General features: G+C 52.5%; 11 protein-coding genes and 3 pseudogenes. 9 read left to right on the plus strand and 5 right to left on the minus strand.

All coding sequences use genetic code 11. The features are described from left to right. The first annotated feature begins 235 nt into the window (after nucleotides 1-235). Entirely contained in the window at nucleotides 236-2,911 is a 2,676-nt protein-coding gene (ppl, locus tag ACQG19_RS26860) for an anti-phage protein Ppl (protein WP_015059139.1), read from the plus strand. 171 nt (nucleotides 2,912-3,082) lie between these two features. Further along, entirely contained in the window at nucleotides 3,083-3,250 is a 168-nt protein-coding gene (locus ACQG19_RS26865) for a hypothetical protein (RefSeq protein WP_001430249.1), read from the plus strand. A gap of 6 nt (nucleotides 3,251-3,256) precedes the next feature. Here ACQG19_RS26865 and ACQG19_RS26870 read toward each other — a convergent pair. From ACQG19_RS26870 to ACQG19_RS26880, 3 genes and pseudogenes are all read right to left on the minus strand, one after another. Further along, nucleotides 3,257-3,426: pseudogene (locus ACQG19_RS26870) on the minus strand (recombinase family protein); the annotation flags it as partial. Continuing rightward, nucleotides 3,422-4,306 carry a hypothetical protein gene (locus tag ACQG19_RS26875; protein WP_001345827.1) on the minus strand — a complete coding sequence of 295 codons (885 nt, stop codon included), beginning with the start codon at nucleotides 4,304-4,306 and terminating at the stop codon, nucleotides 3,422-3,424. The pseudogene ACQG19_RS26870 and the gene ACQG19_RS26875, both read right to left, overlap by 5 nt. Nucleotides 4,307-4,374: 68 nt before the next feature. Further along, nucleotides 4,375-5,889 (minus strand): annotated as a pseudogene (locus ACQG19_RS26880) (Tn3-like element TnAs1 family transposase); the annotation flags it as partial. 65 nt (nucleotides 5,890-5,954) lie between these two features. On the opposite strand from ACQG19_RS26880, the gene ACQG19_RS26885 reads away from it, so the two are divergent. Beyond that, complete coding sequence (locus ACQG19_RS26885) at nucleotides 5,955-6,659, plus strand: IS6-like element IS26 family transposase (RefSeq protein ID WP_001067855.1); 705 nt, start codon at nucleotides 5,955-5,957, stop codon at nucleotides 6,657-6,659. A 54-nt stretch (nucleotides 6,660-6,713) separates the two neighbouring features. Here the strand turns inward: ACQG19_RS26885 and intI1 are convergent. Further along, nucleotides 6,714-7,580: pseudogene (intI1, locus tag ACQG19_RS26890) on the minus strand (class 1 integron integrase IntI1); the annotation flags it as partial. 144 nt (nucleotides 7,581-7,724) lie between these two features. On the opposite strand from intI1, the gene dfrA12 reads away from it, so the two are divergent. The 3 genes from dfrA12 to ACQG19_RS26905 all read left to right on the plus strand — a co-directional run bounded on the left by dfrA12 (nucleotide 7,725) and on the right by ACQG19_RS26905 (nucleotide 9,421). Continuing rightward, the gene (dfrA12, locus tag ACQG19_RS26895) at nucleotides 7,725-8,222 is read left to right on the plus strand and encodes a trimethoprim-resistant dihydrofolate reductase DfrA12 (RefSeq protein ID WP_001083725.1); all 498 of its coding nucleotides are present in this window, start codon (nucleotides 7,725-7,727) and stop codon (nucleotides 8,220-8,222) included. A 111-nt stretch (nucleotides 8,223-8,333) separates the two neighbouring features. Then, nucleotides 8,334-8,624 carry a DUF1010 domain-containing protein gene (locus tag ACQG19_RS26900; protein WP_001336345.1) on the plus strand — a complete coding sequence of 97 codons (291 nt, stop codon included), beginning with the start codon at nucleotides 8,334-8,336 and terminating at the stop codon, nucleotides 8,622-8,624. A gap of 5 nt (nucleotides 8,625-8,629) precedes the next feature. Then, nucleotides 8,630-9,421, plus strand: a complete 792-nt coding sequence (locus ACQG19_RS26905; RefSeq protein WP_001206356.1) for an ANT(3'')-Ia family aminoglycoside nucleotidyltransferase AadA2 — start codon at nucleotides 8,630-8,632, stop codon at nucleotides 9,419-9,421. A gap of 75 nt (nucleotides 9,422-9,496) precedes the next feature. Here the strand turns inward: ACQG19_RS26905 and ltrA are convergent, their stop codons facing one another. After that, nucleotides 9,497-10,852, minus strand: a complete 1,356-nt coding sequence (ltrA, locus tag ACQG19_RS26910; protein WP_015613264.1) for a group II intron reverse transcriptase/maturase — start codon at nucleotides 10,850-10,852, stop codon at nucleotides 9,497-9,499. A gap of 702 nt (nucleotides 10,853-11,554) precedes the next feature. Here ltrA and ACQG19_RS26915 point away from each other — a divergent pair. The 3 genes from ACQG19_RS26915 (at nucleotide 11,555) to ACQG19_RS26925 (ending at nucleotide 14,681) form a co-directional block, all read left to right on the plus strand. Beyond that, the gene (locus tag ACQG19_RS26915) at nucleotides 11,555-11,902 is read left to right on the plus strand and encodes a quaternary ammonium compound efflux SMR transporter QacE delta 1 (protein WP_000679427.1); all 348 of its coding nucleotides are present in this window, start codon (nucleotides 11,555-11,557) and stop codon (nucleotides 11,900-11,902) included. Next, nucleotides 11,896-12,735 (plus strand): sulfonamide-resistant dihydropteroate synthase Sul1, encoded by an 840-nt coding sequence (gene sul1 / locus ACQG19_RS26920; RefSeq protein ID WP_000259031.1) that lies wholly within the window; start codon nucleotides 11,896-11,898, stop codon nucleotides 12,733-12,735. Before ACQG19_RS26915 ends, sul1 begins: the two co-directional genes overlap by 7 nt. A 404-nt stretch (nucleotides 12,736-13,139) precedes the next feature. After that, nucleotides 13,140-14,681, plus strand: coding sequence for an IS91-like element ISCR1 family transposase (locus tag ACQG19_RS26925; protein ID WP_000050481.1), 1,542 nt, complete (start codon nucleotides 13,140-13,142; stop codon nucleotides 14,679-14,681). Nucleotides 14,682-14,960: the final 279 nt, after the last annotated feature.

Raw genomic sequence — 14,960 nt, forward strand, 5'->3', positions numbered from 1 at the left:
GAGCAGAACATTAACACATCAATGTAACGCCGTAATCATTGAGTCTTTGCCGGGGACGCTTGACATCTCCGAAAGAATTATATCGTGAGTCTTAAGGGGAATCTCTTGCTTCCGGTTATACATTTAACCGGATCTAGCTATAAGACTGTTACATCTATTGGGATTAGGTCAGGACAGATAGCCTGAAAGCTTTTATAGTGAGGGACTTCAGAAATACCCTAGAAAAGGAACTGTTATGGTAGGTTCGCGCTGGTATAAATTTGATTTTCATAACCATACTCCGGCTTCGCATGATTACAAAATTCCTGACATCAGCCCCAGAGAGTGGCTTCTGGCTTATATGAAACAGCATGTCGATTGTGTTGTAATCAGCGATCATAACAGCGGAGCCTGGGTCGACGTGTTGAAGGGTGAGCTGGAGAATATGTCCCGGGACGCCAGCACCGGCGACCTGCCGGAATTTCGGCCACTGACACTCTTTCCGGGGGTTGAACTGACAGCGACCGGTAACGTACATATTCTGGCTGTGCTGCACACGCACAGTACAAGTGCCGATGTGGAAAGGCTTCTGGCCCAGTGCAATAATAATAGCCCCATTCCGAGTGAAGTCCCTAACCATCAGCTCGTTCTTCAACTGGGCCCCGCCGGCATCATCAGTAATATCCGCCGTAATCCGAAGGCTGTTTGTATTCTTGCGCACATTGATGCAGCCAAAGGTGTCTTAAGTCTGACTAATCAGGCAGAGCTCACCGCAGCCTTTCAGGAAAGTCCCCATGCCGTTGAGATTCGACACCGGGTGGAGGATATCACCGACGGAACCCGCCGGCGGCTGATTGATAATTTACCGTGGCTACGGGGCTCTGATGCGCACCATCCTGAACAAGCCGGCATGCGAACCTGCTGGCTGAAAATGTCATCCCCTGATTTTGACGGACTCAGGCATGCACTGCTCGATCCGGAAAACTGTGTGCTGTTTGATCAGCTCCCTCCGGAGGAACCTGCGTCATATTTGCGCAGCCTGAAATTCAGAACCCGCCACTGCCATCCTGTGGGTCAGGATTCGGCCTCGGTGGAATTCAGCCCGTTCTATAACGCTGTAATCGGCTCAAGAGGCAGCGGGAAGTCCACGCTCATTGAAAGCATTCGTCTTGCAATGCGCAAAACAGAAGGTCTCACTGCGACCCAGGGGAGTAAGCTGGACCAGTTCATTCGGACGGGGATGGAAGCGGATTCCTTCATCGAATGTATTTTCCACAAAGAAGGCACAGATTTCCGGCTCAGTTGGCGACCAGACAGTAAGCATGAATTACATATCTTCAGTGACGGAGAATGGATGCCTGACAGTCACTGGTCGGCTGACCGTTTTCCACTCTCGATTTACAGCCAGAAAATGCTCTATGAGCTGGCTTCGGATACTGGTGCATTCCTGCGCGTCTGTGATGAGAGCCCGGTGGTTAACAAACGGGCCTGGAAAGAGCGCTGGGATCAGCTGGAAAGGGAATATCTGAATGAACAAATCACGTTGCGGGGCCTGCGTGCCAGACAGGGAAGTGCGGATTCGCTGCGGGGGGAATTATCGGATGCTGAACGTGCCGTCAGTCAGCTGCAGTCAAGCGCCTATTATCCGGTTTGCAGACAGCTGGCCCTCGCCAGAAACGAGCTGTCCGCAGCAACCTTACCCCTGGAGCACTTTGAGCGGCGTATTGCAGCCATTCAGGCTCTGGCAGAAGAACCGCTGCAGAGATCCGATATCCCGCCGGAACCTTCCGGTCTGCTGATGGCATTTATGGCGCGCCTGTCATCTGTGCAACAGCAGTATGACCAGCGGCTCAATACTCTCCTGGCAGAATATGCTGCAGAGCTCGCGGGTATCAGGAGAGAGCAATCTTTTATTGCCCTCCGAACAGCAGTGAGTGACCAGGAAACAAATGTAGAAAGTGAAGCTGTTTCCCTGCGGGCCAGAGGGCTTAATCCCGATGTTCTCAACGAACTGATGGCACGCTGTGAGTCACTGAAAAATGAGCTGAGAAATTACGACGGTCTTGATGGGGCGATCTCTGCCTCTGTTGCACGGTCTGAGCAGTTGCTGGCTGAAATGCGTGCCCACAGAATGGCATTGACAGATAACCGGAAGGCGTTTCTCTCCTCCCTGTCGCTCAGCGCTCTGGAAATCAAAATTCTTCCCCTCTGCGCCCCTTATGAAGATGTTATATCTGGTTACCAGACGGTTACCGGCATCAGTAATTTTGCCGAACGTATCTACGATAACAGTGACGGGAGCGGATTACTGAGCGACTTTATCAGTGAACGTCCGTTCAGCCCGTTGCCTGCCGCAACAGAGAAAAAATACAGGGCGCTGGACGAGCTGAAAGCGCTGCATCACAGCATCCGGCTGGATAATTCAGAGGCTGGGGCGGGGCTTCATGGTTCTTTCCGGAATCGTCTCAGGAGTCTGAATGACCAGCAGCTGGATGCCCTGCAATGCTGGTATCCTGATGACGGCATCCACATACGTTACCAGACCCCCGGGGGGCAGATGGAAGACATTGCCTTTGCTTCTCCGGGGCAAAAGGGAGCGAGTATGCTGCAGTTCCTCTTATCCTATGGCACCGATCCTCTACTACTGGATCAACCGGAGGATGACCTGGACTGCCTGATGCTGAGCATGAGCGTGATCCCTGCCATCATGTCGAACAAGAAACGCCGGCAGCTGATTATCGTGTCGCACTCTGCCCCTATAGTGGTTAACGGCGATGCAGAATATGTTATCAGTATGCAGCACGATCGCACAGGCCTGTATCCAGGACTCTGCGGTGCACTGCAGGAAGCTCCGATGAAGGCACTGATATGCCGTCAAATGGAGGGGGGAGAAAAAGCGTTTCGTTCGCGCTATGAGCGTATTCTTAGCTGAAGAACGGAACCGTCCTTAAGGCGGCCACGACCGGAGAGTGGGCCTGGCGGCTGAATGCCTGGATAAAAGACGCAAATGTCAGACTGATGGCCTCTGCGTCTTTGTCAGCGCCAGTGATATAAGACGGTAATGGGGATGCGGACGATTTCCTGGACTCTCAGGAGATGAAACATGTTTACTGAAAAACAAAAAATCCGCGCCATTGAGCTTTTTTGTCGGGATAAAACGGAAAGCCGCTGGCCAGCCAGCTGTTGTTTACTCGTCACGCGACAGGCAAGCCTGTTCAAAAAACAGGCTTGCCGTACAATAATTCTCTATATCCAAACTGACCCCTTATAGAGAGCCTGACAGAGGCTGCCATGATATGGGCACATCAAGAATGACAATCCACACTCGTGTTGTTCTATCTGCTCAACCAGCAAGATATCATTGCGATGACTGTCCATCAGTAAGCGTCCCGGTTCCGGGCGGTCTAGTTTTGTGCCACTGATGTTCTCCCCGCAGTGGTTTCTAACCATAGTATCTGTGGTAACTTTCACGTGCTTTTTCAAAAAGTTGGCATAGTACTTTACTGTTTTTTTGAGTCCAACTTTTTAATACATCCAGATGAATATAGAAAGATGTCTCATCACCTGTTGCTATCAGTACTGAAAAATTTCTCAAGGAGATTGAACATGTGAATAATACATGTCTGAATAAAATATTTTCTTCTGAATTTGCTTTATGACAAAACGCTATGACAGAACCTGGTAAAAATGTAATATTTCGCATTGTATGATTCAGATCAGATAATAATAAACTCGAAATCGGATAAATGCCGGAGTTTTCTATATATCCCCTTCCATGCAATTCAAAATCATATGGTATATATTTATCTTTAGTTTCCATATATTCAACAGAGACTATTTTTGAAGGTGGGATGACCCCATTAAAGATATACCAGGTATCTTCTTTTGTGTTACCTTTTCGCATAATTTTACTTATCTGCTCATCGGTCATCCCCCTTGCCCCCTCAACCCCCATTGCACCTACGTACTTAACATAAGCTTTAGGTTGTCCAAGGTCACGCATTAGCTTTTTATATGAGCAAAATCCAGGCTGCTTTTTTATCCATTCAGTATCTATTTTTAACCTTATTAACTTTTTATTATGTGTTCCATTTATAGACGTAGACTCAGATATATTACCGACTCTTCGCATAAATGATTTTTCTGATTCACTTAATTTTTCAGTACCGTTACATAATCCGTGACCATATGGTAATGGAGATGTCGTTAACCATACTTTATTATACAAAATTGTTCCATCATACAACGTTAGATATCCTTCTCTCAGGCCTTCAGATGCAAGTATGGAATGCAACATAGGAATTGCTGTAAAGTGATATAAATCCATAAATAACCCTATTCTGTCTATTTATATTCATTTTAGGGGAGCCCGCAGAATTCGGAAAAAATCGTACGCTAAGGTTTTCCGGGCATCCGTAAGGGCCGAAACTTCCCGTCTTCCAGTCTGCGGCTCTGCCGCCAGACGTAATCGCCGGTTAGGTTGATGTGCTCCCAGCCCAGCGGCGACAGGAATTGCAGCAGCTCGCCGTCCACCGGCTTGCCGGCCTCGACCAACCCCTGGGTGGCGCGTTCCAGGTACACCGTGTTCCACAGCACGATAGCCGCCGTCACCAGGTTGAGGCCGCTGGCCCGGTAGCGCTGCTGCTCGAAGCTCCGATCCCTGATTTCCCCAAGGCGGTTGAAGAACACCGCCCTGGCCAGCGAGTTGCGCGCCTCACCTTTGTTCAGGCCGGCATGCACGCGGCGGCGCAGTTCAACACTTTGCAGCCAGTCCAGGATGAACAGCGTGCGCTCGATCCGGCCCAGCTCGCGCAGGGCCACGGCCAGTCCGTTCTGGCGCGGGTAGCTGCCGAGCTTGCGCAGCATCAGCGAGGCGGTGACGGTGCCCTGCTTGATCGAGCTGGCCAGGCGCAGGATGTCGTCCCAGTGGGCACGCACGTGCTTGATGTTCAGGGTGCCGCCGATCAGCGGGCGCAACGTCGGGTAGGCTTGCACGCCCTGCGGCACGTACAGCTTGGTTTCGCCGAGGTCGCGGATGCGCGGCGCGAAGCGGAAGCCTAGCAGGTGCATCAGGGCAAAGACGTGATCGGTGAAGCCGGCCGTGTCGGTGTAGTGCTCCTCGATCCGCAGGTCGGACTCGTGGTACAGCAGGCCGTCGAGCACATAGGTGGAATCGCGGACGCCGACATTCACCACGCGGGTGCTGAACGGCGCGTACTGGTCGGAGATATGGGTATAGAACAGCCGTCCCGGCTCGCTACCGTACTTCGGGTTGACGTGCCCGGTGCTCTCGCCCCGGCCACCCGCGCGGAAGCGCTGGCCATCGGAGGATGAGGTCGTGCCGTCGCCCCAGTGGGCGGCAAAGGCGTGGCGATACTGGTGGTTGACCAGCTCGGCCAAGGCCGCCGAATAGGTTTCGTCGCGGATGTGCCAGGCTTGCAGCCAGGACAGCTTGGCGTAGGTCAGGCCGGGGCTCGACTCGGCCATCTTGGTCAGCCCGAGGTTGATCGCATCACCGAGGATTGCGGACAGCAGCAACGTCCTGTCTTTGGCCTCGGCCCCGTCCTTCAAGTGGGTGAAGTGGCGGCTGAAGCCCGTCCAGTCGTCCACGTCCATCAGCAGTTCGGTGATCTTGATGCGCGGCAGTAACTGGCTGGTTTGGTCGATCAGCGCCTGCGCCCGATCCGGCACCGCCGCATCCAGCGGGGTGATTTTCAGCCCTGACTCGGTGAGGATGGCATCGGGCAGCTCGTTGTCCTTGGCCAGGCGGGTGACGGTGGCCAACTGCTCGTCCAGCAGCTGCAAACGCTCTTCCAGGTACTGGTCGCTGTTCGGGTTGATCGCCAGGGGCAGGGCCTGCTCGCGCTTGAGTGCGGCGAACTTCTCGGCCGGCAGCAGGTAGTCGTCGAAGTGGCACTGTTGCAAATAGTCGGTGGTGATAAACTTATCATCCCCTTTTGCTGATGGAGCTGCACATGAACCCATTCAAAGGCCGGCATTTTCAGCGTGACATCATTCTGTGGGCCGTACGCTGGTACTGCAAATACGGCATCAGTTACCGTGAGCTGCAGGAGATGCTGGCTGAACGCGGAGTGAATGTCGATCACTCCACGATTTACCGCTGGGTTCAGCGTTATGCGCCTGAAATGGAAAAACGGCTGCGCTGGTACTGGCGTAACCCTTCCGATCTTTGCCCGTGGCACATGGATGAAACCTACGTGAAGGTCAATGGCCGCTGGGCGTATCTGTACCGGGCCGTCGACAGCCGGGGCCGCACTGTCGATTTTTATCTCTCCTCCCGTCGTAACAGCAAAGCTGCATACCGGTTTCTGGGTAAAATCCTCAACAACGTGAAGAAGTGGCAGATCCCGCGATTCATCAACACGGATAAAGCGCCCGCCTATGGTCGCGCGCTTGCTCTGCTCAAACGCGAAGGCCGGTGCCCGTCTGACGTTGAACACCGACAGATTAAGTACCGGAACAACGTGATTGAATGCGATCATGGCAAACTGAAACGGATAATCGGCGCCACGCTGGGATTTAAATCCATGAAGACGGCTTACGCCACCATCAAAGGTATTGAGGTGATGCGTGCACTACGCAAAGGCCAGGCCTCAGCATTTTATTATGGTGATCCCCTGGGCGAAATGCGCCTGGTAAGCAGAGTTTTTGAAATGTAAGGCCTTTGAATAAGACAAAAGGCTGCCTCATCGCTAACTTTGCAACAGTGCCCTGCGGAGCAAGGCCGTCGCGAACGAGTGGCGGAGGGTGTGCGGTGTGGCGGGCTTCGTGATGCCTGCTTGTTCTACGGCACGTTTGAAGGCGCGCTGAAAGGTCTGGTCATACATGTGATGGCGACGCACGACACCGCTCCGTGGATCGGTCGAATGCGTGTGCTGCGCAAAAACCCAGAACCACGGCCAGGAATGCCCGGCGCGCGGATACTTCCGCTCAAGGGCGTCGGGAAGCGCAACGCCGCTGCGGCCCTCGGCCTGGTCCTTCAGCCACCATGCCCGTGCACGCGACAGCTGCTCGCGCAGGCTGGGTGCCAAGCTCTCGGGTAACATCAAGGCCCGATCCTTGGAGCCCTTGCCCTCCCGCACGATGATCGTGCCGTGATCGAAATCCAGATCCTTGACCCGCAGTTGCAAACCCTCACTGATCCGCATGCCCGTTCCATACAGAAGCTGGGCGAACAAACGATGCTCGCCTTCCAGAAAACCGAGGATGCGAACCACTTCATCCGGGGTCAGCACCACCGGCAAGCGCCGCGACGGCCGAGGTCTTCCGATCTCCTGAAGCCAGGGCAGATCCGTGCACAGCACCTTGCCGTAGAAGAACAGCAAGGCCGCCAATGCCTGACGATGCGTGGAGACCGAAACCTTGCGCTCGTTCGCCAGCCAGGACAGAAATGCCTCGACTTCGCTGCTGCCCAAGGTTGCCGGGTGACGCACACCGTGGAAACGGATGAAGGCACGAACCCAGTGGACATAAGCCTGTTCGGTTGGTAAGCTGTAATGCAAGTAGCGTATGCGCTCACGCAACTGGTCCAGAACCTTGACCGAACGCAGCGGTGGTAACGGCGCAGTGGCGGTTTTCATGGCTTGTTATGACTGTTTTTTTGTACAGTCTATGCCTCGGGCATCCAAGCAGCAAGCGCGTTACGCCGTGGGTCGATGTTTGATGTTATGGAGCAGCAACGATGTTACGCAGCAGGGCAGTCGCCCTAAAACAAAGTTAGCCATATGAACTCGGAATCAGTACGCATTTATCTCGTTGCTGCGATGGGAGCCAATCGGGTTATTGGCAATGGTCCTAATATCCCCTGGAAAATTCCGGGTGAGCAGAAGATTTTTCGCAGACTCACTGAGGGAAAAGTCGTTGTCATGGGGCGAAAGACCTTTGAGTCTATCGGCAAGCCTCTACCGAACCGTCACACATTGGTAATCTCACGCCAAGCTAACTACCGCGCCACTGGCTGCGTAGTTGTTTCAACGCTGTCGCACGCTATCGCTTTGGCATCCGAACTCGGCAATGAACTCTACGTCGCGGGCGGAGCTGAGATATACACTCTGGCACTACCTCACGCCCACGGCGTGTTTCTATCTGAGGTACATCAAACCTTCGAGGGTGACGCCTTCTTCCCAATGCTCAACGAAACAGAATTCGAGCTTGTCTCAACCGAAACCATTCAAGCTGTAATTCCGTACACCCACTCCGTTTATGCGCGTCGAAACGGCTAACCATTCCGTCAACGGGACGCCAAAATGCTGCGCATTTTGGTTCCCTCCGCTGCGCTCCGGCTCTCGTTACGTCCAACGTTAGCACCACTTAAACCCAGCTTTATTTAGCTCATGTTTATTCAAACGGCATTTAGCTTTTCAGGCGTTATTCAGTGCCTGTTTTGCCTTTTTTCCGGGCTTCGCCTGCATGGGCTGCGCAGGTTTTCAGTCTTTTTGGCCTCTAGCCCTTGCGTAGCAAGCGCAAGCAGCTATCGTTTTTGCAGTGCTGTGCCGCCTCGGTGGCGCAGCGTTTTTTCACGGTTAGCGCCCGTCGCCAAATTCAAGTTATCCGTTTTGGCTTCTGGTTCTAACATTTCGGTCAAGCCGACCCGCATTCTGCGGTCGGCTTACCTCGCCCGTTAGACATCATGAGGGAAGCGGTGACCATCGAAATTTCGAACCAACTATCAGAGGTGCTAAGCGTCATTGAGCGCCATCTGGAATCAACGTTGCTGGCCGTGCATTTGTACGGCTCCGCAGTGGATGGCGGCCTGAAGCCATACAGCGATATTGATTTGTTGGTTACTGTGGCCGTAAAGCTTGATGAAACGACGCGGCGAGCATTGCTCAATGATCTTATGGAGGCTTCGGCTTTCCCTGGCGAGAGCGAGACGCTCCGCGCTATAGAAGTCACCCTTGTCGTGCATGACGACATCATCCCGTGGCGTTATCCGGCTAAGCGCGAGCTGCAATTTGGAGAATGGCAGCGCAATGACATTCTTGCGGGTATCTTCGAGCCAGCCATGATCGACATTGATCTAGCTATCCTGCTTACAAAAGCAAGAGAACATAGCGTTGCCTTGGTAGGTCCGGCAGCGGAGGAATTCTTTGACCCGGTTCCTGAACAGGATCTATTCGAGGCGCTGAGGGAAACCTTGAAGCTATGGAACTCGCAGCCCGACTGGGCCGGCGATGAGCGAAATGTAGTGCTTACGTTGTCCCGCATTTGGTACAGCGCAATAACCGGCAAAATCGCGCCGAAGGATGTCGCTGCCGACTGGGCAATAAAACGCCTACCTGCCCAGTATCAGCCCGTCTTACTTGAAGCTAAGCAAGCTTATCTGGGACAAAAAGAAGATCACTTGGCCTCACGCGCAGATCACTTGGAAGAATTTATTCGCTTTGTGAAAGGCGAGATCATCAAGTCAGTTGGTAAATGATGTCTAATCGGGTAGCCGGAGGTCTCTAACCTCCAGCCCCCACACCACCCATCATGCGGGTCCGCAATGGGCGGTTCATCTCCCGTAATGAATATTGATCCAAATATCCCTCAATGACACTAAACCTTGTGAAGCTAAGTAGTTATTGCCTAGCGCAATGTTAATACCTTTTGTTTTTGAGCTTCTACAAGGGCCTTTACTGGTGATACCACAGGCTATGGCGAGTCGTTCGCTAACACCCAATTTCATTAAACTGCGTACTTTGGTGCGAGGTTTACGCCATTGCCGCCAGTAGCACATTCTTATCCTACGTCGGATCCAATGATCTAAATCCACCGTTAGCTGATAAGCGTTGGCTATCAGGTAGTAGTGTCCCCAGCCGCGCAAATACTGCGTGAGTTTATGAATTTGTAGGGTCATTGAGATCCCCCAGTTGCGGTTAGTGAGTTCCCTGACATTTGCTTTGAATTTCTTTAGCGCCTGTTCGTGGATCTGCACTTGACCGTAACGGAATGTGAACCCGAGAAATTTTGAGCCTGATACTGGACCCACTCGACTTTTCGATTCGTTCACTTTGAGCTTTAATCGCTTAGTGATGAACGCAGTAATTTCCCGCTGGATTATTAATCCTTCGCTTTTCGTTTTTACTAAAATGATTATGTCATCAGCGTAACGTGCAAACTTAAGGTGTTTGTAGGTTAGCTTCTTATCTAATTCATCGAGTAAGATGTTGGAAAGCAAAGGGGATAATGGCCCACCTTGAGGGACTCCTTTGGTTGACTCAAACCACAGACCTGTTTCGCGCTCTGCGATCCCCGCTCGTAAGTATTTACCGAGTAGGCGCATGAGTGCTTTGTCTTTGATTTTACGGCCAACACGATTCATCAGCATGTCATGGTCTACTTCATCAAAGAACTTAGACAAGTCGATATCAACCGCTGTTTTATAACCTTGTTTAACACAAGACTGAACATGGTTCACTGCTTGACTGGCTCTTTTATGAGGGCGATAACCATAACTATGTGGTGAAAATTGAGGCTCAAAGTAAGGGCTGATCACTTGAGCAATGGCTTGTTGGATCACTCTGTCGATAACAGCAGGGATCCCAAGCATTCGCTCACCGCCATCAGGTTTAGGTATCATCACGCGTTTGACTGGCAAGGGTTGATAACTGCCGTTAAGTAATTGTTGTTTAATACCCAGCCAATGTAACTTAGCGAAGTCATTAAATTCCTCAATACTCATATTATCAATACCCGCAGCCCCTTTATTGCGCTTAACATGTTGCCATGCTGCGCTAATATTGTGGTTGCTTAGTACCTTTGCCATAAGGTCATGATCTATTTGGTTATATTCATTCGAGGTATTATTCACAGTCGAACGCTGTTCATCACTATCACAACACGGTGATCTATGTGAATTCAAGTTCATTTGTAGTGTCTCCTCTGGTTAAGATGTTCAGGCCTTCACCGTGTCCCCTCCATTACGATGGGCGTTTGGCTACTATGCCGTCTGCTGACTTCTGATAAATCACTCTAGCGATTACTCGATAAAGCGCGTCTAAAACTAACGCTTGTTTACTGCTATTTCGCTCGCTGTAGGTCGCAGCAACCAAAGCGCCAAGGGTTGAACAACCAGTCCCTAACTGGTAATCTCCAAGCGTTAGCGCGGATGCGTGTTTATCAGATCTCCCCGAATAAGATGCATCGACTTTCTCTGCACAACTGCATCATTTACGGTGGCCGTTAGATCACATGACTTCGCTATCTTGTGCTAGCTCGTCTCCAGCCTACGCCTCATATGATGTTTTTGTTCATCAGCTCACAGATTTGCTAGCGGCTTCCTTCAGACTATCTCTCGCGATTTAGCCCTTGCCATTCGCTAGTAGTTATCGTTTAATAACAGTATGTTATTTAAACGGTGATCTTCCTACAGAGGACTTTCACCTCATAAGTCAATGCCCATGTCGGGCGTACACAATTCGTTCAAGCCGACCGCGCTACGCGCGGCGGCTTAACTCCGGCGTTAGATGCACTAAGCACATAATTGCTCACAGCCAAACTATCAGGTCAAGTCTGCTTTTATTATTTTTAAGCGTGCATAATAAGCCCTACACAAATTGGGAGATATATCATGAAAGGCTGGCTTTTTCTTGTTATCGCAATAGTTGGCGAAGTAATCGCAACATCCGCATTAAAATCTAGCGAGGGCTTTACTAAGCTTGCCCCTTCCGCCGTTGTCATAATCGGTTATGGCATCGCATTTTATTTTCTTTCTCTGGTTCTGAAATCCATCCCTGTCGGTGTTGCTTATGCAGTCTGGTCGGGACTCGGCGTCGTCATAATTACAGCCATTGCCTGGTTGCTTCATGGGCAAAAGCTTGATGCGTGGGGCTTTGTAGGTATGGGGCTCATAATTGCTGCCTTTTTGCTCGCCCGATCCCCATCGTGGAAGTCGCTGCGGAGGCCGACGCCATGGTGACGGTGTTCGGCATTCTGAATCTCACCGAGGACTCCTTCTTCGATGAGAGCCGGCGGCTAGACCCCGCCGGCGCTGTCACCGCGGCGATCGAAATGCTGCGAGTCGGATCAGACGTCGTGGATGTCGGACCGGCCGCCAGCCATCCGGACGCGAGGCCTGTATCGCCGGCCGATGAGATCAGACGTATTGCGCCGCTCTTAGACGCCCTGTCCGATCAGATGCACCGTGTTTCAATCGACAGCTTCCAACCGGAAACCCAGCGCTATGCGCTCAAGCGCGGCGTGGGCTACCTGAACGATATCCAAGGATTTCCTGACCCTGCGCTCTATCCCGATATTGCTGAGGCGGACTGCAGGCTGGTGGTTATGCACTCAGCGCAGCGGGATGGCATCGCCACCCGCACCGGTCACCTTCGACCCGAAGACGCGCTCGACGAGATTGTGCGGTTCTTCGAGGCGCGGGTTTCCGCCTTGCGACGGAGCGGGGTCGCTGCCGACCGGCTCATCCTCGATCCGGGGATGGGATTTTTCTTGAGCCCCGCACCGGAAACATCGCTGCACGTGCTGTCGAACCTTCAAAAGCTGAAGTCGGCGTTGGGGCTTCCGCTATTGGTCTCGGTGTCGCGGAAATCCTTCTTGGGCGCCACCGTTGGCCTTCCTGTAAAGGATCTGGGTCCAGCGAGCCTTGCGGCGGAACTTCACGCGATCGGCAATGGCGCTGACTACGTCCGCACCCACGCGCCTGGAGATCTGCGAAGCGCAATCACCTTCTCGGAAACCCTCGCGAAATTTCGCAGTCGCGACGCCAGAGACCGAGGGTTAGATCATGCCTAGCATTCACCTTCCGGCCGCCCGCTAAATATCTCCTTTTGGGTTGTTAATAAAACATCCAATAAGTTGACTGTGCGTGAAAAAGAAAGTTTTGTGTGATGGCGTTGAAGATCGCACCGTTAAGCTCTTATGTGGGATGGTGCAGAGCTCGACGACTACCGATAAAACGCAACCGCCGCAAACAGACAAGAAAAAGCCCCAACTGATAACAGTTGGGGCTTCAGTATTGTGATTGGTGGAGCAATAGCACCCTGAACCCAAAACCTTCTCGCTCAACCGGTAGTGGCTGATAACAACTCGTGAGGGCTATTGCGGGTTAAGCATTTAGCGATGTCTAGGGCCAGACTGGACGTCTGAACGCAAGCCGCTGATACTGTACATAACCACAGTATCAGCGGAGGATACCCATGTCGCTGGCAAGGAACGCCACGGCGAGTCAATCGCCCACTCAAACAAACGGTTACGAACGCCACCAACCCGACCAGACGCTGCTCTACCAGCTGGTTGAGCAGCACTACCCAGCCTTCAAAGCCTCACTCGAAGCCCAAGGTCAACACCTGCCTCGCTACATCCAACAAGAATTCAACGACCTCCTCCAATGTGGCCGTCTGGAGTATGGTTTCATGCGGGTTCGCTGCGAGGATTGTCATCACGAGCGTCTGGTCGCCTTCAGCTGTAAACGACGCGGCTTTTGCCCTAGCTGCGGTGCCCGCCGGATGGCCGAGAGTGCGGCGCTGCTGATAGACGAAGTCTTCCCCAAGGAGCCCATTCGCCAGTGGGTGCTCAGCTTTCCTTTCCAGCTACGCTTTTTGCTGGCTCGCCATCCCCAGCTGATGGGCCAGGTCTTGAGTATCGTCTATCGTACACTCTCAACTCATCTGATCAAAAAAGCCGGTTACACCAAAGCCTCTGCACAAACTGGCTCAGTGACTCTTATCCAACGCTTTGGCTCCGCGCTAAATCTCAATGTCCACTACCACATGCTGTTTCTCGATGGTGTCTATGCCGAAGATGACTATGGCAAGCAACGCTTCCATCGTGTCAAGGCACCCACTTACGATGAGCTGAATACGCTCGCTCACACCCTCAGCCATCGCATCGCTCGCTGCATGGAAAAGCGTGGGATTTTGGAGCGTGATGCCGAGAATACGTGGTTGACACTGGAAGAGGGCGAAGACGATACGCTGACTCAATTACATGGTGCTTCGGTTACGTATCGCATTGCCGTCGGCCCCCAGCAAGGGCGCAAAGTCTTCACCCTGCAAACCTTGCCAGGGCGTGAGGATAAAGCCGACTCAAGCAGTCGAGTAGCCAACCATGCTGGTTTCTCGCTACACGCCGGTGTGATGGCCGAAGCGCATCAGCGGGATAAGCTTGAGCGCTTGTGTCGCTACATTAGTCGGCCAGCGGTTTCAGAAAAACGTCTGGCATTAACCGCCAATGGGCAGGTGCGTTACGAGCTCAAAACTCCGTACCGCAATGGCACCACCCATGTGATCTTCGAGCCGCTGGACTTCATCGCCAAACTCGCTGCGTTGGTACCTAAGCCGCGAGTCAACCTCACACGCTTCCACGGCGTCTTTGCACCGAACAGCAAACACCGAGTTCAAGTAACACCCGCCAAGCGGGGCAAGAAGCCCGACAAATCGGAAGGTCTCGATACTAACTGGCGTGACAAGAGTCCTGCAGAGCGCCACCGCGCCATGACCTGGATGCAACGCCTCAAGCGAGTCTTCAATATTGATATTGAAGTCTGCGAACACTGCGGCGGTCACGTCAAAGTGATTGCCAGCATCGAAGATCCGAAGGTCATTGAGCAGATTCTCAAGCATCTGAAACAGAAAACAGCCAAGGCGAATGCCGCCAAGCAGCGTGAGCTGCCACCAGAACGAGCGCCGCCACTGACTCCCAGCCTGTTCGATCCATCACAGAGTCGTCTCTTTGACTGACGACCCCAAATCCAACACTGCTCAACACTGCCAACTTTTAAACGGGGCGGTGGGGCAGTTTGTATCTCTCGAGCTATCAGGCTAGAGATTTTACCGCCAAATCGAACCTTATTAGAGCGGTTTAGGCTGGACCGGCAGTTAAAATTGGGGCTTGAGCGGTAAACGAGTGAGGGAATTTCAGGTAAGATACTTCGGATGAGGAGCAAAAAGGTGGTTTATACTTCCTATACCCGCTCGCGGTCGAAGCCGCGTCCGGCCTGCCCGAATACCTGCAATGGC

This window comes from Enterobacter cloacae complex sp. 277I4 (genome assembly GCF_050031465.1).
GTDB lineage: Bacteria > Pseudomonadota > Gammaproteobacteria > Enterobacterales > Enterobacteriaceae > Enterobacter > Enterobacter cloacae.